At 58.5% G+C, this 21063-nt stretch carries 21 protein-coding genes; 8 read left to right on the top strand and 13 right to left on the bottom strand.

Annotation, left to right across the window (positions count from 1 at the left end; genetic code table 11):
• Positions 1-2: 2 nt before the first annotated feature.
• The 3 genes from AAC126_RS06420 to AAC126_RS06410 form a co-directional block, all read right to left on the bottom strand.
• Complete coding sequence (locus tag AAC126_RS06420) at positions 3-770, bottom strand: 5-oxoprolinase subunit PxpA (RefSeq protein ID WP_339851238.1); 768 nt, start codon at positions 768-770, stop codon at positions 3-5.
• Positions 771-850: 80 nt separating this feature from the next.
• Positions 851-3526 carry a bifunctional acetate--CoA ligase family protein/GNAT family N-acetyltransferase gene (locus tag AAC126_RS06415; protein WP_339851236.1) on the bottom strand — a complete coding sequence of 892 codons (2676 nt, stop codon included), beginning with the start codon at positions 3524-3526 and terminating at the stop codon, positions 851-853.
• 109 nt (positions 3527-3635) lie between these two features.
• Entirely contained in the window at positions 3636-4307 is a 672-nt protein-coding gene (locus tag AAC126_RS06410) for a Crp/Fnr family transcriptional regulator (RefSeq protein WP_339851233.1), read from the bottom strand.
• A 664-nt stretch (positions 4308-4971) separates the two neighbouring features.
• On the opposite strand from AAC126_RS06410, the gene AAC126_RS06405 reads away from it, so the two are divergent.
• The 3 genes from AAC126_RS06405 to AAC126_RS06395 all read left to right on the top strand — a co-directional run bounded on the left by AAC126_RS06405 (position 4972) and on the right by AAC126_RS06395 (position 7502).
• Positions 4972-5178, top strand: coding sequence for a cold-shock protein (locus AAC126_RS06405; RefSeq protein WP_193171024.1), 207 nt, complete (start codon positions 4972-4974; stop codon positions 5176-5178).
• Between the two features lie 429 nt (positions 5179-5607).
• Entirely contained in the window at positions 5608-6702 is a 1095-nt protein-coding gene (locus AAC126_RS06400; protein ID WP_339851228.1) for a BMP family ABC transporter substrate-binding protein, read from the top strand.
• Positions 6703-6776: 74 nt separating this feature from the next.
• Positions 6777-7502 carry an RNA pseudouridine synthase gene (locus tag AAC126_RS06395; RefSeq protein WP_339851226.1) on the top strand — a complete coding sequence of 242 codons (726 nt, stop codon included), beginning with the start codon at positions 6777-6779 and terminating at the stop codon, positions 7500-7502.
• Between the two features lie 37 nt (positions 7503-7539).
• On the opposite strand, the gene AAC126_RS06390 is transcribed toward AAC126_RS06395, so the two are convergent.
• Positions 7540-8313, bottom strand: coding sequence for an IclR family transcriptional regulator (locus tag AAC126_RS06390; protein ID WP_339851223.1), 774 nt, complete (start codon positions 8311-8313; stop codon positions 7540-7542).
• Between the two features lie 330 nt (positions 8314-8643).
• On the opposite strand from AAC126_RS06390, the gene AAC126_RS06385 reads away from it, so the two are divergent.
• On the top strand, positions 8644-10728 hold the full coding sequence (locus AAC126_RS06385) for a TonB-dependent receptor (protein ID WP_339851221.1): 2085 nt from the start codon (positions 8644-8646) through the stop codon (positions 10726-10728).
• Between the two features lie 45 nt (positions 10729-10773).
• On the opposite strand, the gene AAC126_RS06380 is transcribed toward AAC126_RS06385, so the two are convergent.
• From AAC126_RS06380 to AAC126_RS06365, 4 genes are read right to left on the bottom strand one after another with little or no spacing between them, the layout of a single operon-like run.
• Entirely contained in the window at positions 10774-11724 is a 951-nt protein-coding gene (locus AAC126_RS06380; protein ID WP_339851220.1) for an ABC transporter substrate-binding protein, read from the bottom strand.
• An 11-nt stretch (positions 11725-11735) separates the two neighbouring features.
• Positions 11736-12800, bottom strand: coding sequence for an iron ABC transporter permease (locus AAC126_RS06375; protein ID WP_339851218.1), 1065 nt, complete (start codon positions 12798-12800; stop codon positions 11736-11738).
• Positions 12797-13765, bottom strand: a complete 969-nt coding sequence (locus tag AAC126_RS06370) for an iron ABC transporter permease (protein ID WP_339851300.1) — start codon at positions 13763-13765, stop codon at positions 12797-12799. The genes AAC126_RS06375 and AAC126_RS06370 overlap by 4 nt, the downstream gene beginning before the upstream one ends.
• Before the next feature lie 41 nt (positions 13766-13806).
• Positions 13807-14595 carry an ABC transporter ATP-binding protein gene (locus AAC126_RS06365; RefSeq protein WP_339851216.1) on the bottom strand — a complete coding sequence of 263 codons (789 nt, stop codon included), beginning with the start codon at positions 14593-14595 and terminating at the stop codon, positions 13807-13809.
• A gap of 168 nt (positions 14596-14763) precedes the next feature.
• Between AAC126_RS06365 and AAC126_RS06360 the strand changes: the two genes are divergently transcribed.
• Both AAC126_RS06360 and AAC126_RS06355 read left to right on the top strand, forming a co-directional pair.
• Entirely contained in the window at positions 14764-16068 is a 1305-nt protein-coding gene (locus tag AAC126_RS06360; protein WP_339851214.1) for an NtaA/DmoA family FMN-dependent monooxygenase, read from the top strand.
• 143 nt (positions 16069-16211) lie between these two features.
• Positions 16212-16517 (top strand): hypothetical protein, encoded by a 306-nt coding sequence (locus tag AAC126_RS06355; RefSeq protein WP_339851212.1) that lies wholly within the window; start codon positions 16212-16214, stop codon positions 16515-16517.
• Positions 16518-16653: 136 nt separating this feature from the next.
• Here the strand turns inward: AAC126_RS06355 and AAC126_RS06350 are convergent, their stop codons facing one another.
• From AAC126_RS06350 to AAC126_RS06330, 5 genes are all read right to left on the bottom strand, one after another.
• Positions 16654-17073, bottom strand: a complete 420-nt coding sequence (locus AAC126_RS06350; protein ID WP_339851211.1) for a hypothetical protein — start codon at positions 17071-17073, stop codon at positions 16654-16656.
• Between the two features lie 77 nt (positions 17074-17150).
• Entirely contained in the window at positions 17151-17660 is a 510-nt protein-coding gene (locus AAC126_RS06345) for a hypothetical protein (RefSeq protein ID WP_339851208.1), read from the bottom strand.
• Between the two features lie 51 nt (positions 17661-17711).
• Positions 17712-18143: a hypothetical protein gene (locus AAC126_RS06340; RefSeq protein WP_339851206.1), complete on the bottom strand. Its 432-nt coding sequence runs from the start codon at positions 18141-18143 to the stop codon at positions 17712-17714.
• A gap of 3 nt (positions 18144-18146) precedes the next feature.
• Positions 18147-18920, bottom strand: coding sequence for an enoyl-CoA hydratase (locus tag AAC126_RS06335; protein ID WP_339851204.1), 774 nt, complete (start codon positions 18918-18920; stop codon positions 18147-18149).
• On the bottom strand, positions 18910-19698 hold the full coding sequence (locus AAC126_RS06330) for a competence/damage-inducible protein A (protein ID WP_339851202.1): 789 nt from the start codon (positions 19696-19698) through the stop codon (positions 18910-18912). The genes AAC126_RS06335 and AAC126_RS06330 overlap by 11 nt, the downstream gene beginning before the upstream one ends.
• 69 nt (positions 19699-19767) lie before the next feature.
• Here AAC126_RS06330 and sfsA point away from each other — a divergent pair, with 69 nt between their 5' ends.
• The gene (gene sfsA, locus AAC126_RS06325) at positions 19768-20484 is read left to right on the top strand and encodes a DNA/RNA nuclease SfsA (RefSeq protein ID WP_339851200.1); all 717 of its coding nucleotides are present in this window, start codon (positions 19768-19770) and stop codon (positions 20482-20484) included.
• A gap of 107 nt (positions 20485-20591) precedes the next feature.
• The coding region (locus AAC126_RS06320; RefSeq protein ID WP_339851197.1) for a M24 family metallopeptidase at positions 20592-21063 on the top strand (472 nt) is incomplete at its 3' end.

Here is a 21063-nt window from a genome sequence, read left to right as displayed (position 1 = left end):
CGTCAGACGAAGCGGTGAAACGGCGCGATCTCGACGCCGGAGGCCTCCAGCGATGCCCGGAGCGCCCGCGCCATGCCGACAGCGGCCGGATTGTCCCCATGCACGCAGATCGTATCGATCCGGCCCTTGATCCGCTTGCCGCCCTGGGTGATGACCGCGCCTTCCCGCAGCATCTTCAGAACAGAGGCGGCCGCTTCCTCCGCATCATGGATCACGGCGCCGGGCTGGCTGCGCGGCACCAGATTGCCGTTATCCTGATAAGCCCGGTCGGCATAGATCTCCCGCGCCATGCGAAGCCCCGTTACCTCGGCGGCCCGCTCCGTCGCCATGCCGGGCATGACGACAAGGATCAGATCGGGGTCGACGGATTTCACGGCTTTGGCGACGGCACCGGCCACACCGTCATCCTCCGCCACCAGATTGCCGAGCGCGCCATGGGTCTTCACATGGGTCACTTTCGCGCCCTCAAGCGCGGCCACCCCCATAAGCGCGCCGATCTGGTAGGCGGTCTGTTTCTCGATATCTTCCAGACTGTCTCCCACGATCTTGCGACGACCGAAGCCCCAGAGATCGAGATAGCCCGGATGCGCCCCGATCCCGACATTACCGTCCCGCGCCCGGATCACGGTCTGCCGCATGACATCCGGATCACCCGCATGAAAGCCGCAGGCGATATTGGCACTGGAGACAACGGAAAGCATGTCGGCATCCGCGCCGAGCTCATACACTCCCCAGCTTTCCCCAAGATCGGAATTGAGATCAACGCGCATCTTTCAGTCTCCGGTTAAAGCACCCGATATGCATACATCGGCTGGAGCCGGCACTGAAGCCTCACGACGGAAAAATACCCTCAGCAGCACCCGTCCTGTGCGATATCGAGGGTGACCAACCGGGTGCTGACATCGTCCGGTGACGGAGCCTCGACAAAGCCAAGGTCACGGCACAGGGCGAGCATCGCCCGGTTTTCCGTCATCACATAGCCGAACATCTTCTTCAGCCCGCGCGAATGGGCATGCCGGATCAGATCCCCCATCAGGCGGCGGCCAAGCCCCTGCCCCTGCTGATCGGTCCGGACAAGCGCGGCGAACTCGCAGGTCTCGAAATGCGGGTCGGCCGTCAGACGGGCGACACCGAGAATTTCGCCCTGGCTTTCGGCGATCAGGGCCATTTCGCGGTCATAGTCGATCTGGGTCAGCCGGGCCGCCGTTTCATGCGGCAGGGTCTTCACTGGCGCGAAGAACCGGCGGCGCAGATCGTCCTGGGAGGATTTCTGGATGAGGTCCAGCAAAGCCGGTTCGTCCTCCGGGCGGATCGGGCGAACGGTGAGCGCTCGGCCGTTATCGAGGCTGACATGCCGTTCCAGATGCTTCGGATAGGGCTCGATGGCGACCGGAATGGCCTTGGATGCATCCTGCACCCTGATCCGGGCATCCAGCGCCAGAATGCCGAAATCGTTGATATAGAGCGGATTGACGTCCAGCTCCCTGATCTCCGGGAAATCCATGGCGATCTGGGACAGTTTGACCAGCGCCGCCGTCAGCTCCTCGATGGCCGCCGCCGGGCGATTGCGATAGCCCTGCAGAAGCGACCAGATACGGGTCCGCTGCACCATGTCGCGGGCCAGCGGGATATCGAGCGGCGGCAGGGCCACGGCACTGTCATCCGCGACCTCGACCTCAACCCCGCCCTTGCCGAACAGAATGACGGGACCGAACACGCTGTCCGTTGTGATGCCGATGATCAGCTCTTCCGCATGGGGCATGACCGCCATGCGCTGCACCGCAAAGCCCTCGATCTTCGCGTCCGGCTTCACGTGTTTGACGGTCTTCAGCATGTCTTCCGCGGCGGCCACCACCTGCTGGCGCCCGGTCAGATCAAGGCGGACACCGCCGACATCGCTCTTGTGGGTGATATCGTGGCTCAGGATTTTCAGGACGACATGGTTGCCAAGCTCGACCGCGGCCAGTCCGGCCTCTTCCGGTGTCTTCGCAATGACCGTCTCGACAACCGGGATGCCGTAGGCGTCCAGCACGTCTTTCGCTTCCGGCTCGGTCAGCCATTCCCGGCCCTCGTCGAGCGCTTTCCGGACAATCCCGCGCGCCCGTTCGGTCTCCGGGTGATAACCCTCCGGCAATGACGGCGGTGTTTGCATCAACAGATCGCGCCGGCGCTTGTAACGCACAAGGTGCATGAAGCCGGTCACCGCCTGGTTCGGCGTGTCGTAGGACGGCACCGAGGCCTGATAGAAGGCCTTCTTCGCCTTTTCCTGCGCGCCCTCGCCCACCCAGTTCGTCAAAATCGGCACGCGCGGTTTTTTAGCCACCGCCCGCTGCACCACTTCCGCCGCCTTGAAACTGTCCGCGATCGCGGTCGGGCAGTTCAGCACCAGGACCGCATCGACATTCGGATCCTTTACCACTTCATCCAGCGCAGCTTCATAGCGCTCGGGCGGTGCGTCGCCAATGATGTCGACCGGATTGCCGCGCGACCAGGTGGAGGGCAGCTTGGCGTCGAGCGCCGCAATGGTTTCCGGGCTGAGTTCCGCCAGGCGACCGCCCAGCTCAACAAGACATTCGGTCGCCAGCACCCCGAGACCGCCACCATTAGTAATGATCGCCAGCCGATCGTTCGCAGCCTTCAGGCCCGTGCCGAGCGTATTCACCGCATCGAACAGCTCAAGCAGATCGTACACTCTCAGAATACCCGCGCGGCGAAAGGCGGCGTTATAGACCTTGTCCGAGCCCGTAAGCGCCCCGGTATGGGATGCCGCGGCCTTGGCGGAAGCTTCATTACGCCCCGATTTGATCACGATCACCGGTTTGTTCCGGGCGGCCGCACGCGCGGCGGACATGAATTTCCGCGGGCTGCTGATCGACTCGATATAGAGCAGGATCGCCTTGGTATTCGGATCGGCGACCAGATAGTCCAGCATGTCGCCGAAGTCGACATCCGTCATGTTGCCGAGCGAGACCACATGGGAAAAGCCGATATTGTGGTGCGCGGCATGGTCGACGACAGCAGACGCAACAGCGCCGCTCTGCGTGACGAAGGCAAGATTGCCGGCAGGCGGCGCAATATGCAGGAAGGATGCATTGAGCCCGAGGGTCGGCACCATAATGCCGACGCAGTTTGGCCCGACCACGCGCAGCGGATATTGCGACTTGATGCGCTTGATCTCGCCGGCCAGATCGGCACCGTGACCGTCAGCCTCGCCAAACCCGGCAGTGACGACAACGGCGGCCTTTGTCCCTTTCGCCACCAGATCCTCCAGCACCCCGGGAACGGATGCAGCCGGCGTGCAGATAACGGCAAGGTCCGGGACGATCGGAAGATCCGCGATGCTTTTGTAGCAAAGCGTGGAGCCGATAGAGGTTTCATGCGGATTGACCGGCAGAACCGGGCCAGTGAAAGAGCCGCCCAACAGATTCCGGGACAGAACCTTACCGACCGACTGCTCCCGGTTGCTCGCCCCGATGATGGCGACCGAGGTCGGCTGAAAGAGTTTATCCAGATTCCTGATCGACATGGGACGGCCTCATTATGCTGCAGTGCAATATAATAACTATGCCGCCGAACTGTGTCAGTCCTAATGCACCTCTAAGATAATTTGTCGCAGTGCACCATTCATAAAGACATCAGTTCGACACCCGGCCGGCACGCGCGTCGTCGACCATGCGCTCAAGCTCGGAAATATCCTTCACCACATAGGCTCCCCTGGTCCTCTCCAGCAGATCGCTCCGCTCAAGCGCCTTCAGCTCCCGGGTCACTGCTTCACGGTGTGTGCTGATCCGGGCCGCGATTTCGGCATGGGTCGGCGGTGGTGAAATACGGCCCGTGCCATCGACAATCCGCCCGGCCCGCGCCAGACGCAATAATTCGGCATGGATCCTGTTGCGCACACCGAGCGTGCTGAATTCCACAACCCGCTCGACCAGTGTCCGGAGCGAGCCAACCATACGCTGCATGACGATCTGGGCCATTTCCGGAACCTCGGCAAGCAGATCGCGGAACATCTCGGCCGACATGCAGGCAACGCTCGTCCGGCTCAACGCCACGATGCTGGCAGAACGCCGCCCGCCATCGATGGCCGCGAATTCCCCGAAATGATCACCCGTTTTCAGATCGTGAATAATCACGGTCTTTCCGGTTTCGGAAAACACGGTGACCCGCACGTCTCCCCAGGTAATGAAATAAACATCGGTCGATTCATCATCCAGGTTAATGATCACCTGATCCGCGTCGAAATTCCGCCACCGGCACCTCTTGTCGAGTTCGGCAATTTTGGCCTCCGGCAAGCATCGCAGCAAATTGCACGCTCCCAGGCTGCGATTGATCGTCGACACTGCTTTCTCCCCACTAAAAAACCATCATGGCTTGAGCCGACCCTGCCCCATGGATCTGCCCGGCCCTACCCCGTCATCTTGCAAGAGGACAGGGCTACTCACAACCGCGCGGCTGAAACGTACTTCAGGCGCCCCGCCAACGCCTTCTGGACTGGATGATCGGCCTTCGTGCGAAATCTCACACCAGCCGGATCAAAATGTTCCTATCTATACACCAAGGGGAAGAAGGCTGGAGCCGCTACCGAGATAACGTCCCCCAGCGTTGGTGCTCTCCAGCTTTTCCCCGGATTGAATGGATATCCAGAGAGTCGTCTCAAAGCCGCGCCACACGTGATCGATCCCGGCATTCCCCGCCCTCCCGATCGTCCAGGCGCGGTTTTTTTTGCTTCAGCACCGGCTTTTACAAACGACCATCGGTTGATGATCCTTTCATTGCAAACACGACTTTTAATCACAACTTCACTTGCCGCGCCAATATCCCCACCCTATCTCAGATTGGTCTGTGGACGGCTTTGAAAATGGAGTGCCTTCCGCCAGTCCGTGCTGGGTGTCTCTCCGAAAGCGTGTCTAAGGGTAAGTGTCTGAGTGAGTGTGTTTTTGGCTTTGTGAGCAGGGAGAGTTTCCAGTCATGCCAACGGGTACAGTGAAATTTTTCAAGACCGACAAGGGATACGGGTTCATCACGCCCGAAGATGGATCCCGCGATGTCTTCGTTCATGTTTCTGCCGTGCAGAACTCCGGCTTGGCAACCATCTCCGAGGGTCAGAGACTGAATTTTGAAGTTCAGGAAGACGCCCGCGGCCCCAAGGCGGTCGACCTGTCGGTCGCCGATTAAGAAGAGCCGTCATCGCCGCCCCTTTGGGCGATGACCGAGCGGCACAAGCGTCCCCCGGCTGTTGCCTGACATAGCCGGTGGCTTTGCCATGCACGGCTCGCTTATCCATTCCATGAGCACTGTCCAGGGACACTTTCAGCACGTACAGTCACTGCACGCGCCAGCCCGGCTTCCTGCCGCCGGACTTCAGCCCCCTCCTTCCATATACGGATATCAAAGATTCACGCCCCCGGTGCGTGTTGCCGCTTCACAGACAGCAATCGAATTGTCATATTTGCGGCTGTCTGAACCGGGCAAGGCTTGCAATCAGGTATCGTATTGTTCCGCCGGTTCGGAAAATGATACGGGAGGATCACCCTCTAGGCGCAACAAGACCGGCAAGAGGCCGGCAACCGTCGCCTCAAGGCTTCACAAATTCAGGAGATCTCAATGATTAGAGACATCGTGCGCGCCCTCCTCGGCGGTGCAGGTTTGGCGGCGACGGTGCTTGCGGCGGGTGTAGTCCCCTCCAGCGCCAACGCGGAAGAACTCAAGGTCGGCTTCGTCTATGTCGGTCCGGTTGGCGATCATGGCTGGACCTATCGCCACGATATCGGCCGCCAGGCCATCGAGAAGGAACTCGCCGGAAAAGTGACAACGACTTTCGTCGAAAGCGTGCAGGAAGGCCCCGATGCGGAGCGCGTCCTCCGCCAGCTCGCCAGCGACGGCAACAAGCTGATCTTCACCACCTCCTTCGGCTTCATGAATCCGACCGTGAAGGTCGCCAAGAAGTTTCCGGACGTTAAGTTCGAACATGCGACCGGCTACAAGCGTGACAAGAACGTCTCGACCTATGCCGCACGCTTCTATGAAGGCCGCTATGTCGCCGGCCTGATCGCCGGAAAGATGACCAAGTCGAACGTGATCGGCTATGTCGGCTCCTTTCCGATCCCCGAAGTGATCCGGGGCATCAACGCCTTCACGATTGCCCTGCGTTCGGTCAACCCGGAGGCCGAGGTCAAGGTCGTCTGGGTGAATTCCTGGTACGATCCGGGCAAGGAAGGCGATGCGGCCAAGGCCCTGATAGATCAGGGTGCGGACATCATCCTGCAGCATACCGACTCCCCGTCTCCGCTCCAGGTCGCCGAATCCCGTGGTGTCTACGGCTTCGGCCAGGCCTCGGACATGGTCAAGTTCGCGCCGAAAGCCCAGCTTTCCGCCATCATCGACAATTGGGACGGCTATTACGTCGAACGGGCCAAAGCCGTGATGGACGGCACCTGGGAATCCCAGGACACCTGGGGTGGCCTGAAGTCCGGCATGGTAGAGATGGCACCGTTCAACGATGTTATCCCCGCCGATGTGCAGAAGCTTGCCAACGACGCGATCGCAAGCCTCAAGGACGGCTCCATCCACGCATTTGATGGACCCATCAAGGATCAGAGCGGCGCCGTGAAGGTCAAGAAAGGCGAAATGCTCGACGATGGCGCTTTGCTCGGCATGAACTGGTATGTCGAAGGCGTTCAGGGCAAGATCCCGAACTAACACGACCAGCGAAACACCGAAACGGCCCCGCCCGTACCCGGCGCGGGGCCGTTTTCATTTTGAAAGGCTTTTCCATGACTCCAGAAGAAATTCGGGACCGGGTAGTGCATCGGGACGGGCTGATTCTGGTTATCGACAAGCCTCCGGGATTGCCTGTCCATGAAGGGCCAGGCGGCGGGGATAATCTCGAAGCCTATTTCAAGCATCTGACATACGGCATCCAGCATGTCCCGGCACTCGGACACCGGCTGGACCGCGACACCAGCGGCTGCCTCGTCCTCGGGCGCAATCCGAAAGGATTGAAGAAGCTCGGAAAACTGTTCCGTGAAGGCCTTGTCGAGAAAACCTATTGGGCCATTACAAAAGGTGTCCCGAAGGAACCGGAAGGCCGCATTGAACTCCCCCTGAGGAAAGTCACCAGCAAAGACAAGGGCTGGCGCATGGTGGTGGACAGGAAAGACGGGCAAGAAAGCATCACCGACTATCGGGTCGTAAGCGCCGCGGACGGCTTGTGCTTTATCGAATGCTTCCCGCGCACCGGCCGGACGCACCAGATCCGCGTCCACCTGGCCTCCATCGGCTGCCCGATCATCGGAGACCCACTCTATGGCGCGGAAGAAGGTGGAGAAGACAGAGAACCCCTGCAACTCCACTCCCGCGCCCTGCGACTGCCGATGCAACAGAGCAAGCCACCCGTCTATGCGGAAGCACCGCCCCCCGCATATATGGCTGCCCTCCTGGAGCGCCTGGGAGCCGGCCTGACAGCGATTACGGCGCAGAGGCCATCGATCCCGGATTAAACAGACAGCACTGCTTCACGGCTACTTCCTGCTGTCCCTACGCGTCTTTTCTTTCACCAGTCTCGAATGAAATCAGCTTAGCGGTTTCGAACAAAGCTTCCCGGTCGTCCTCGCTGTCTTCCTGCCCCAGGTTAGAGACAGTTGTCACGACACAGGCCAACTCTCCCTGCGGGTCGAACACCGGAGCCGCACGGCCGACAACAGCCGGCAGGAGGTGACCGACCTGTTCGGCCTTTCTCGTTTGCCTAATGCCTTCCAGCACCTCGGGCGACGGGAGCGCGCCCTTGAAGCGTTCAAGCTGCACCTTGCGGGCGTCCTTGATCTGGCTTTTGGGAAGATACGCCTGAAACACCATACCGCAGGCAGTAACATCCAACGGCAAGGTATCGCCAAGGCCAACCGGGTTCAGGGTGAAATAAGCCCCCCTATACCATCGTACGATGGTCGGGCCGCGATTGGTCCAGATGGCAACGCCCCCGGCAGCCGCGATCCTTGTCGTCAGCTCCTTCATGTGGCGCGCGGCGATCTCAACCGGCTCCACACGCCGCAACGCGCCAATGCCGATCTGGAGAGCCGCCGGCCCAAGGTCATACCAACCGCTGGCAGGATCCTGAGCGGCCAATCCTTCCTTCACAAGACTTTGCAGGTAACGATGGGCGGTCGAGTTACCCGTCTCCGTCAAGTTTGCGAGCGTACCGAGCGCCAACGGGCCTTCCGACTTTGCCAGGACATCCAGAAAGCGAGCCGCGATCGAAACAGACTGGATGTTTCCAGATCGCTTTTCTTTCTTCTCAAGGGAACGGTCATTCATGGGCGTTCCCCAATTCAATAGAGTGCATATCTCTGTTCTTTTTCTGCAGCGACAGGTCCGATACGGTCCTCCATTGCGCTTATCTCGTCCATAACGAGTTTGATTTCAAGTAATTGGCTGACCATTCAGCATGCCTTACGGGGCACATATATCGTGATCAATTCATATTGCGTATCATTCTCAATATTGCTATGCAGAATGCATTCTGTATAGCGGAATAAAGGTCACCCATATCCGTGGCAGCTCTTCTCTCGCCACGCCACCAAAACTGATCGAAAGCCAGCGTCAAGACGCAAGCCAGGGAACCCGCCACGTGGAGAACGATTTCTCATGAATAAGCGCTTGATCGCGATGCTGCTCGGCAGCGTTAGTGTCGTGTCGCTCTCGTCGATAATGACAACAGCAAGCTTCGCCCAGGACTCAACGGCACAAGCCGAAAATTCCACGAAACTCCCGGCAATCACCGTGACCGGTGAAAAGGTTGAACGTAGCCTCAAGGAAACGGCCAGTTCGGTCACCGTCCTGACCGCCGACGATATCGAGGCGAAGGCTGAAGCTGCGGACGTCTCCGATATCCTCAGGGGGACGCCGAACGTTCTCTACACGGATACAGTCAGCGCGCCGTTTATCCGCGGCATTGACAGTCAGGGCGCCAACTGGGGCTCGGGGGCATTTTTCGGTGGGACCGTCCCGCGCGCCAGGATCAATCTCGACGGCCATTACCTAAGCTTCAACGAATACGTATTCGGGGCAGCCTCGATCTGGGACGTTGAGCGGATTGAAGTCTACAAAGGCCCGCAAACGACGACCCAGGGCGCGAACAGCATCGCCGGCGCCATTGTCGTCAAAACCAAGGACCCGACCTTCACACCGGAAGCGGAAGCCCAGTTGCAATACGGCAACCGGAACAACAGGCGTGCATCAATTGCCGCCTCGGGTCCGCTTAGCGAAGAAGTCGCTGCACGCATTTCAGCCGATTACAGCGGCCGGGATACCTTCATCACCTACACGAACCCGAATTTCGCAACGGGGAAGACCGATCAGGATTTCGAGACTCTCAACACCCGCCTCAAATTGCTGGTGCTGCCCGATGCAATTCCCGAACTAGAAGCAAAACTGACAGTTTTCCACGCGCAGTCCAACCGGCCGACATCCGAAGCCGCAGCATTTCCGTATGAGGATCTGAACACCGGCACCGCGTCGATGCCAAGCTGGGACGTGAAAACCAACGCCGGCATTTTCGATGTAAACTATGACCTTGGCAACGACATCGAACTGGTGAACCAGTTCCAGTATTCCGAGGGCCTGACAAAGCGTGTTGCGCAACCGACAACCAATGGCGGCGCGACGATCGACTATGCCGATATCTCGAACGAGACACGCGTCAATTTCGGCACCGAAAACTCGACACTGAGTGGACTCGCCGGCTTCTACTACGGTCACGTAACGTCAGAAGACACACTCTACATCCGAGGTGTGACTGAATACGAGGACACCAAGGATAATCTTGGTCTGTTCTCTGAAATGACCTGGCGCATGACCGACCGGTGGAGACTCACGGGCGGGTTGCGTTATCAGCGAGACCATATCCAGCGCAGCGGTACGTCAAGCTTCACCACCAGCATTCTGGATTACGATGAAACCTTCGATGAAGTGCTGCCAAAGGTCTCCCTCGCCTATGACGTGACTCCAAAAGTCACGGTCGGCGGACTTGTCAGCAAAGGATACAGCCAGGGCGGCGTCAATCTCAGCTTCGTCTCGGCCGATTACTTTACCTTCAAGCCGGAGACCGTCTGGAATTATGAGCTGTTCACCCGTGCGCGTCTGCTCAATGACCGGCTGATGCTCAGCGGTAACATCTTCTTCGCCGACCACAAGGATTCACAGCGCGTGCTGCCGGATTACCTCAATGGCGTCCTGTATGGTTCGACTGTGGTGAATGCCGAGGAGGCAAAATCCTACGGCATGGAAGTCAGCGCCGATTATCAGGCCCTCGACAATCTCCGCCTACGAGCCAGCCTGGGCCTGCTCCAGACCGAAGTCAGCAAGTTCACCGATACGGTCGGAAACAGCTACGATGGTAATGAATTCGGTCGTGCACCGGACTACATGTTCAGCGTCGGCGCGGACTGGAACATCACTCCCGAGATCAGGCTAAGCGGTGATGTCCGTCATACGGCGGGCTACCACTCAACCGATGAAAACACACCGGCTTACGAGATCGACGCCTATACGATCGCCAGCACCCGGGTCACCTATGAGCCTTATGAAGGCCGGCAGGTCTTCGCCTTTGTCGACAACATCTTCGACGAACGCACACCGACCTGGAAATATGATGACCGCACGGCCGGCGGGATCGTGGCGTCCGTCACGGAACCGCGGACTTTTGGCGTCGGCGTCAAAGTGAAGTTCTGATACCTCATTATCAGCGGGCCGGGATCCGGCCCGCTGATTTCCCGCCTACTTGTTCGCCCAAGCCTCAATCGCATCGAGCGCATGCTCTGCACTGGCAACCGTCGGCGTCGTCACTTCCGCAGAATCCAGATAAAGCACCCGGCCCTCGCGCTCGGGTTTCAGGAACCGGCTCCAGCCCGGCACGATACGGTCGAGTTGCACGCGTATCGCTTTCTCGTCCCGCCCGCCTCCGACATAGCTGTTCATGATAACAAGCAGGTCAGGATTGAGCTGTGCGAAAACTTCCGGATTGAGTGGAACCATCAGGGTCGCCCCGACACCGTTATTGGCGCCCGTTTCATTCAGCACGGCACGCTCATACCCCAAATCTTCAAGGGCCTGAATGAGCCCGGACATCTGCCCCAGGACATTGAGCTGATCCGTAATGAATATAGCGAGATAATCCTGACCGGCGGGATCAAACGGCAGTGCCTTGCGGGTCTTGTCCAGACGCTTCAGATAATCGGCCATGCGCGCGGCGAACACGTCTTCACGGCCAACCACTTTCGCAAGTTTTTCCTCAACACCGAAGCCATATGACTTTCCCGTGCTTGCGTTCTGCAAATAGATGGGAGCAACGCTCGACATCTGATCGACCTTGTCCGTATCGAGCTCAGTTCCGACAATCAGATCCGGCTTGAGAGCACGTACCTTTTCAACATCGAGCTGGCCAAAAGCGCCAATACCCTTTGGTTTTGACAATTTTCCACCGAGCACCGTATCGATAAAATCAACCGCGGTAACAAAACTTCCATCGTCCGCGCGGCCATAGCTGCCGACGAGGTTGAGACCAAGGTCCATTAGCGGCAAACCGACCAGTGGTTCATGGAGAACGACGATCCGTTTCGGATTATCCGGAACAGAGACATTGCGGCCGGTATCGTCGATCAGAGGCCGCTCGTCCGCGACAGCGACATTAACGGCCAGCAGGGCAGGAAGGAGAAAAAGCAATCGCATGGGGAAACCTTTCATTCAGTACGCATGTCTTTCAGAGCCTTAAGGCGGAGAGAAATGATGAAAAGCGGAACACCGATGATCGTCAGACTGAGCCCGATCGGAATGGCAAGATTGCCGGCGAGCCCGCGGGTCAGGCAGTCAGCGCCGACAACCAGAACTCCTCCCATCAACCCGGACAGGACCAGCCTCGACCGCCCCGTTGCCTGCGACATGAAACCGGCCAGATGTGGCGCCATCACACCAAGAAACATCAATGGCCCCACGGCCGTGACGGCGGCTGAGCTCAGCAACACGGCAACGAACAGAATAATCGGGCGCGAACGGGAGACCTGTTCGCCAAGAGACATCGCCATCTCGGCCCCAAGGTCATATGAGCGCAACGCCCTGCCGATCAGAAAAATCGCGGGCAAGCTCAAGACGCACCACGGGGCCAGCGCCACTATGCCACTCCAACTTGCCTGATAAAGCGATCCGGCGAGCCAACTCGACACCGCATACGATGTGTCTGGCGGGGTATACAAAAGCAGAATTGACGTGATGGAAGACAGCACCGTTTCCACCGCAATTCCCATCAGAAGAAGGGCAAGTCCATTCGCGTGACTGCCGCCAGTCAACCAGATCAACAGAAAAGCGACACCCAACCCACCGATCATTGCCGCCAACGGAATCAGGCTGCGCGGTGCATTCGGAAGAAAGACCAGAAGCAGCATAATCACCGCCATCGCGCCCTGGCTCAATCCGAACAATCCCGGATCCGCAAGGGGATTGCGTGCCAGGGATTGAAGCATCGCGCCGGTAATCGCCACGCACCAGCCGGCCATGAAACCAAGGAGAATGCGCGGAAACCGGATGTTCCAAAGCGTATAGGTTTGGTCATCACCAAGCTGGCCGCCGATCACTGTTTCCAACAGATCGACAAACCCCGTTTGCGTAACCCCAATATTGATCGAGAAACCCGAGAACACAATCGCGGCCACAATCAGGGCGATACCGGCCCAAACATCGCCCACCCGGATTTCAAGTCCTGACCGAAGCCGGAGAACCGGTTTTCCGTCAATCGACAGAGCCTGTTTCATGTTTCACGCCCCGAGCCGGCAGACAGATAAAAGCGTTTGACGGTCAGCGCGAACATCACGCCGCCAATCAAATTCATGATCAACCCGGTATGCAGCACATAGGGTGCGAACGCCTGCCGCGCCAAAAGATCAGACAGCAAACACACGGTTGCCCCCGTCGCGGCGCAGGCAGGCAGGCTCACGGTAAACCCGGTTCCCACAAACGGCCGGACAATATGCGGCACCACAAGCCCGACAAATCCGATAGGTCCGCAGATTGCCACGGATGATGACGCCCCGAACATGACGGCGGTCAGAGCAAGAGCCGTCACCAAAGGGACATTCACGCCGGATGATGCCGCCTTCTCCGCCCCCAATGTGATCAATGTGAGCGGGCGAGCAAGCAGCGTAAAAACGATCAGCGCCAGCACACCAATCCACCAGAAATGATACAGGCGATCAGCATAGACATGATTGATGTTGCCCGTCACCCAGCCGAGAAATTCCAGCCGCCGGACGGGATCGGACAGCAAAAAGGCATTGGCAATGCCGAGAAAAAGCATTGATGAGAGAGCGCCGGACAAGATCAGCATCATGCCCCGGGGATCGCGTTCCCGTCCGGCAAGCCTGGCGATGAGGACGCATCCGAGAAATCCGGCGACGCCGCCGACCAAGGCAGCGGCCCCTTGTGCCTTTATTCCGAAATCAAAGGAATAGGCACCCGCAATGACAAACATTGTCGCGCCGGCATTGATCCCGAGCGTCGCTGGAGAAGCCAGCGGATTGCGCGTCAATCCTTGCAGTATCACGCCCCCGCAAGCCATCAGCGCACCGACATAGACAGAGATCAAAGCCCTGGGCAGCCTTTGATAAAGCAGGATGAAGTGCTGGTAATCATCCTCGTCGAAATGCAGCAGCATCCCGGGCATGTCCTGCCACGGGATTATTGTCGGACCGATTGAAAGATTGGCGAGCAGACTGAGCATCATGGCGCATATCGCGCCACACAGAAATCCGGTGCGGCGGGTCATACCGAAACCGGAGACGCATGGCTCATATGGGGCAGACAGACCAATCTTCCATTACGGGTGAAGATATCTGCCTCCAGGTCGAAAACACGTTCGACGCTTGCTGAATTAATTGTTTCGCTCACAGCTCCCGACGCCACGACCTCGCCGTCCCGCAGCATCACCACCTCGTCCGCGAAGGCTGTCGTCAAATTCAGATCATGCAGTACTGCAATCACCGTTTTCCCGTGACGGATCGTCAGGTTGCGAACAATTTCCAAAACCGAGTATTGGAATTTCACGTCGATATGGTTGACCGGCTCGTCCATCAGAACGATGTCCGAGTCCTGAGCCAGAACCATGGCGATCCAGGCTCGCTGCCTTTGCCCGCCCGACAATGAATTGACTTGCCGATGCACCAGATCGGTCAGGCCGACAATTTCAAGCGCGGCCCGGAAAAGTTGGCGGTCACGATCCGATGGCCCGCTAAGCAGTGAATAGCGCGCATATCCCGCCAGCTCGATCAGCTCCCCCAAGGTCAGGTAATCCGGGCAATAGCTTTCCTGCGGGAGATAGGCCATGCGTCGGGCGAAGCTTCGGCGCGGAATTTTATGCGTCGGTGTGCCTTCCAGAGTGATGCCTCCTCCGGTGAGCGGAACAAAGCCCATGACCGCTTTCAGCAAGGTCGATTTACCACACCCGTTGGGGCCGACGAGCGCGGTCATCCGACCGGGACGAAACGCGACCGAAACAGCCTTCAAAACCGTCGTTTTCCCATAGGCAACCGACACGTCCTGCGCCGCCAGCATTTCACTGTTTCTCCGCTCTGAAACCTTGGCCCAGAGGATAAACCAGAGTAGACTGCCCAGCAATCGTAAGGCGCTGAATATTCGGATAAAATTGATCTTTTTCGGGTCACAAAACGACCGATTTCGGAGCGTCCGTTCATCTCAGTCTTTTTGCAAAGATCCGAGGCCATGAATCATCGAAAAAAACTGCATATCGGCATGTCCTTGAGCCCTACCTGGCTCGCCGGAGATGCCTGGCGGCGCGACGATAGTAAAATCGAGGATATTTACGGTAGCGACTTCCATCTCGATATCGCCAAACGCTCGGAACAGGCGAAGTTGGATTTTGTTTTTCGGCCAGACACGCTGTTCCTCGATTCCCAGATACTCGAATCAGGTCCGGGTTTCAGCAGCCTCGACCCGACAATCCTACTGGCATCGATCGCGAGGGAGACGGGCCGTATCGGCCTGCTGTCGACCGCGTCCACCACCTTCTTTCCACCTTACATTGTCGCCCGGCAAATCCAGTCCCTGAACTGGTTAAGCAATGGCCGGGCCGGCTGGAACATTGTTACAGCATTGGACGGAAACCAGAATTTCGGCCTTGATGCCATGCCCTCTTCCGACGAGCGCTATGAGCGCGCCATCGAATTCACCGAAATTGTCCGCCAGCTTTGGCAGAGCTACCCCCATTCCGCTTTGATGAATCACCGGGCCTCGGGTCGCTATGCCGACACGTCAAAAATCAAGTCAATCAATCACTCTGGAAAGTATTACACAGTAAAAGGCCCGCTGAATGTACCAGCATATGGCGATACGCCGATCCCGTTGATTCAGGCCGGCGCATCCGAGACCGGACGCGATTTCGCGGCCTCCATCGCCGATGCTATTTTTGCCGCAACTCCTGACAAGGACGTTGCATCGGAGCTTCGTAAGGACCTTCGTCGCCGGGCAACTTCACATGGCAGAAACGAAGATGACATCCTGGTTCTTCCCGGCCTCAGCCTTTATCTGGCATCGACTGAAAGCGAAGCGCGGGATCTCTACACGGAGACTCACGCCCGACAGGATAACGTAAAAAAACTTCAATATATCAAATCATTGACGGACCTTGATCTTAGTCTATGGCCCACAGACAGACCAATTACCGCAGCAGACTTGCCGCCACCTCCAGCCACAGTCCGCAGCCGGACTCATTCCAATCTGTTGCGCCGCCTGATCCATAGAGAAGAACCCACGGTGGAAACTCTTTTGCGATGCCCGGAAGTTATCGGATCGGCGCATTGGCAGGTCATCGGCACCGTCGATGATGCCATCGAAAAAATCGAGGAATGGACGAACGCGGGAGCGATGGATGGCTTCATATCCGTACCCGGTGGCTCAGTCGATTCCGTCGATATTTTCTTCGAACAACTTATGCCACGACTATCCGATAATGGATTTTTTCGGAGCGAATATTCTGGAAACACTTTTTACGAGCACCTGAAAGAATAATGGGAGAAATAAAACCGGACAAAATCCGTGAACAGCGCCCCTTTGGAATCCCCCATTTCCGCCTGCAGACAATCGCCAGGGTGACAATCACGGCCATGGCAGATAGAGTGATGGCACTCGGCTGATAGCCAAAGGAAAGTCTCATGGATATCAACAGCACCACCGCCTCCCAGAATATTGCGCGCACGCAGGCCAAGCCGGTTCAGCGCAACGAAGGTCAGCAGGCAGCAGGTCAAGCGCCGGGTGCCGCCGGGGCCGTTTCTATATCCGTGACCGGTGAGAGCCGGCAGGCGTCCGAGCTTGGCGAAAGCGTGAATGACAACCTCTCTGGTGAGGAGGCGCTCGCACTTGCCGGGAGCATTGCCGAGCAACTTGCCAACCTGCCGGGCGATACGGGTATCGTCAGCAACCCGGCTCTGTTGGAAGAAGCCGCACGCGGCGCCAGCTAAGAGCCAGGCACGCCGCATGACGGAGTTGATTTCTGGCTTCCGTCTCCCGGCGAGATGACGATTTCAGGAACCTGACGGAATTCAAAAGGGCGCCGCATGGCGCCCTTCCATTTTCTGGTTTAAGTAAACGTCAGCATCAGGCTCCTTGATTTTCCAGCTCTTTTCTGGCGGCGTCGGCGATCATCCCCTCCCTGACCTCTTCCATAATCTCTTCCCTGAGCGCGGCCTTTTCCTTTGGAGGAAGGGCATCATACTGCTCCTGGGTCAGGCCTTTATCCTTCAGAATGGCGTCGAAATACCGCTCCTCGGGCGTCTTGTGCAGATAATCGAGCAACGCGGTCACAACGGCGGATTGTCCGGTATCGGCATTCGATACGCTGGCCGCAGCTGCGCTGCCCGTAGAGGCGTTTTCCTCTTCGATTTTTGAGCTGTAGACGCCATTGAATGCTGTCGTGAACCCGCTCATGCTTGCAATGCCGAGCTTTTGCGGCGCGTTGCTCTTCAGTTGAGCGCTATCACTTTCTGCATAGCTTCCCGTATAGATCATTGTTTCCATTGCTTCGCTCCTCGGTTGGAAGACCGAAGAAACGGCATGCAATAAGCGTACCCGGAGAGCCGATTGCCAAGAGTCTGTTAAAAGTGCGGCCATAGCATGCGGGACACGGCGAAGGTCGCCATCTCGACATAGAACAACATGAAGCCGAGCATGATATAGCGGTGCACATCACTGGTGAAACGTGACTTCTGCGCCAGTGCCGACCGGGTAAGCTCGTCAAAATGGGCGCGCATGAAAGCCTGTTTCTTCGCCTCCGAGCTTTGCCAGCTTTGCAGCATCAGGATTGTGCCGACGGTCGCCAGGCTGAAGACCCAGACCAGATAAAACAGGAACCGGACCAGGCTGACATCGCCCCAGCGAAGCCAGACACCAACAGCCACCACACCGACGCAGAGCGCCGAGAAATATATCAGCGTGCGCCATTGCTGCGCCTTGGCAAACCGGATGTTCGCCGAAGCATCCGTATAGAGGAAAAGAAACTCCTGCCGGGTATCGGAATCGATGTCCCGGTGAGAGTCATGATGCGCGGCCGCACCGTGCATGTGTTTCGGTTTCTGCGGGTCCGCTCTGGACAGTCCATCAGCCATGGAAGGTCCCTCCAGCTTGCCTGTCTCACACGGATTATGCGCTTTTGATTATTATTGAATCAACTCTTTAGGGTCTAAAAACGGACAGGGTTTAAGGATCACTTGCGTCTCCCCCTCCCGAACCAGTTCCGGCGCGCCGCCGCGCTTGATCAGATAGGTCCGGCGTGGCTCCGGTGCGGACCATGTCAGAACCTGGTCGACCACCAGACGGTCGCCGGAGATCCGGTAGGCGGCACGTCCCATTTCCAGAACACGCATACCGGAGAGCGTGCCGTGCCTGGGCAAGGCCCGGACATAGATCCCCCGGTGAAATGCCATCACCGCCGTGCCGCTGCATTTCGGCTGCCCGTCCGGACCGGCGATCCCCCACACCCCTTCCACCTTTTGCTCTGCCCCGGAAGTTGCGGCCGAAACGGCAGCACCTGAAAGGCAGAGCGTTAAAGCGAGTATGATCAGCAGCGCCAGTGACCGGCCGTGTTCCATAGCTCAGGCAGCGCCTTTCTTGCTTGCCAGGAAAGCCTGCATCATGGTTTGCGGCTCACCTGTTTCGTAGGCGGCAGCAAAAGCCTCTATCCCGGCTTCGATGCCCTCTTCCAGCGACTCTTCTTCCCAGACCTTGAGAAGCTGCTTCTGGATACGGATCGCCGCCGGACCGGCCTTGGCTATCTCGGATGCCATCTCGTCGGCGATCTCGAACAGCGACTCGCTCGTCACCATGCGCTCGATGAAGCCCCAATCGCGGGCAGTGCGAACGTCAATGGTGGTACCCGTGTAGATCAGGTACGACGCCTTGCCCCAACCGATCAGGCGTGGCAGCAGGGCTGCTTCGATCACCGATGGGATGCCGACCTTGACCTCGGGCATGCCGAACTTTGCATTTTCGCCTGCGATCCGCATATCGCAGGCTGCGGCGACTTCCATGCCCGCGCCCAGACAATATCCGTCAATGGCGGCAATCACCGGCACCCGGCATTCCCGGATCGCCTTCATCAGGCCATGCAGGCGGGAGATGAAAGCTTCCGCACTGTCCGCATCGCAAGCTGCCATCTCGTTGATATCGGCACCGCCGATGAAGGCCTTGTGCCCGGCACCGCGCAGGATCACCGCGCGAACGCTATCATCCGCCTCCAGGGCGGTGATCGCCCCGGTCAATGCCTCTATCCCCTCGGAGCCAACGATATTGATCTTGGCGCTGTTCTCCCAGGTGATCGTGACGACACATCCCGTGCCACGCTCCTCGCGGCCGATTTCAACCGGCATTCTCAGTATCCTCCATATCTTCCGGGCGTGCTTCGAACGGCTCGCCACCAAAGTCTCTTATCATTTTCCGGATCGCCTCGGCGACGTCATCCAGCACAGCCTCGTCCGTGCCGCGCGCAACCAGGGTGGTGCCGAACCCGCCTGCCCGGTAATAGGGGTAACTGCCGATCTCCACATCCGGGAACCGGTCCTGGATTTCCCCGAGCGCGGCGGCAACCGTTCCCTCTCCGATAGTGCAACTGACGGAGCGGGACTTCATCTTGCTTCCATGCTTCAGCTTCGGCAGCAGTTCCAGCACCATCGCCTGGAACACGCTCGGCACGCCGGCCATGACATGCACATTGCCGATGATGAAGCCCGGCGCCACCGAAACGACATTGTCGATCAGCGTGGCCCCTTCCGGAGTCTCCGCCATCTTCTTCCGGGCCTCGTTGAATTCCCGCCCGATGGTTTCGTAATGCACCGCCATCCGGCGCATCGCTTCGGGATTGCGGATTACCGGCTTGTTGAAGGCCGCCGCAATGGACGCGCAGGTGATGTCGTCATGGGTCGGGCCGATCCCGCCGGAGGTGAAGACATATGTGTAGGCTTCCGAGAGCGCCCGGACCGCCGCGACGATCTCCCCCTCCTCGTCCCGCACCACCCGAACCTCGGAGAGGCGGATACCGGTTTCGGTCAGTTTCTCGGCGAGAAATCCGAGATTCTTGTCCTTGGTGCGTCCGGACAGGATTTCGTTACCGATGATGAGGAAGGCGGCTGTGACGGTTTCGTCTGACATGATGGACCGGGATTGCTATGACGGATCAGGAATTTAGAGTCCCGGAACCATGAGACAACGGACGCCCCGATGCAACTTCCGTCGCCGCTTTACGAAGGCACGCTGATCCAACGTTACAAGCGCTTCCTGGCCGATGTCCGTTTCCCCGACGGAACCGAGGTCACGGCACACTGCCCCAATCCGGGCGGCATGATCGGCCTGAAGGATCCGGGCTCCCGCGTCTGGCTCTCGAAATCGGATAATCCGAAGCGCAAGCTCGCTTACACGTTCGAGCTGATCGAGACATCCGGCGGCCTTGTCGGTATCAATACCGGCCATCCGAACGCCATCGTCGAGGAAGCTGTGCGGGACGGCACCATCACCGAACTCGCCGGATATGAAAGCCTCCGGCGCGAAGTCAAATATGGCGAGAACTCGCGGATCGACCTTTATCTCGAGGATCCGGAAAAGGGCATCTGCTATGCCGAGGTGAAGAACGTTCACCTAAAACGCGACGATGGCCCGAACCCGGGCGCCGCCGAATTTCCGGATGCGGTGACCAAGCGTGGAGCCAAGCATCTGGTAGAGCTTGGCAACGAGGTGGCAAAGGGCAACCGGGCTGTCATGGTCTATCTGGTGCAGCGCATGGATTGCGACAGGTTCTGCCTCGCCGACGATATCGATCCGGCTTATGCGGAAGCACTCAGGGTCGCGCGCGAGGCCGGTGTCGAGGCGATCTGCTACGACACATCGATCACCACAGAGGCTATTTCCGTCCGCCGCCAGCTCCCCGTTGTCTGGCCCTGACGGCGTTTTCCGGGCTGGATTGACTTGACGCTCGCGCCCTCGGGCCGCATTTATGGCAGACACATTTACTGACATTGCGCGGTTCATGCCGCGCCATTTGGAACAGCATGCAAGATCCTTCACTCGCCCAGGATGAGAATTACCGCGCCATCAAGCTGCATGGCCCGCTTGATTTTCAGGGCATGCGCCTGGCCGGACGCCTGGCCGCCGAGACCCTTGATTATCTGACGCCATACGTGAAACCGGGCGTGACCACGGAAGAGCTGGACCGGCTCTGCCACGAGTTCATTCTGGAGCATGGCGCGACACCGGCACCGCTCGGCTACAAGGGCTTTCCGAAGTCGATCTGCACCTCGATCAACCACGTTGTCTGTCACGGGATTCCGGGCCCCAGGAAGCTGGAGAACGGCGATATCCTGAATATCGACGTCACCGTTATCCTGAATGGCTGGCACGGCGATACCAGCCGGATGTACGGCGTCGGCAAGGTCGGCGTGAAGGCGCGCCGGCTGATGGACATCACCTATGAAAGCCTGATGCGCGGCATCGCCGTGGTGAAACCGGGCGCCACGCTGGGCG

The organism is uncultured Nisaea sp., from assembly GCF_963974195.1.
In the GTDB taxonomy this organism is placed as follows: Bacteria; Pseudomonadota; Alphaproteobacteria; order Thalassobaculales; family Thalassobaculaceae; genus Nisaea.
The sequence above is the reverse complement of the archived record's forward strand: the minus strand, read 5'-3'. Positions and strand labels throughout refer to the sequence as shown.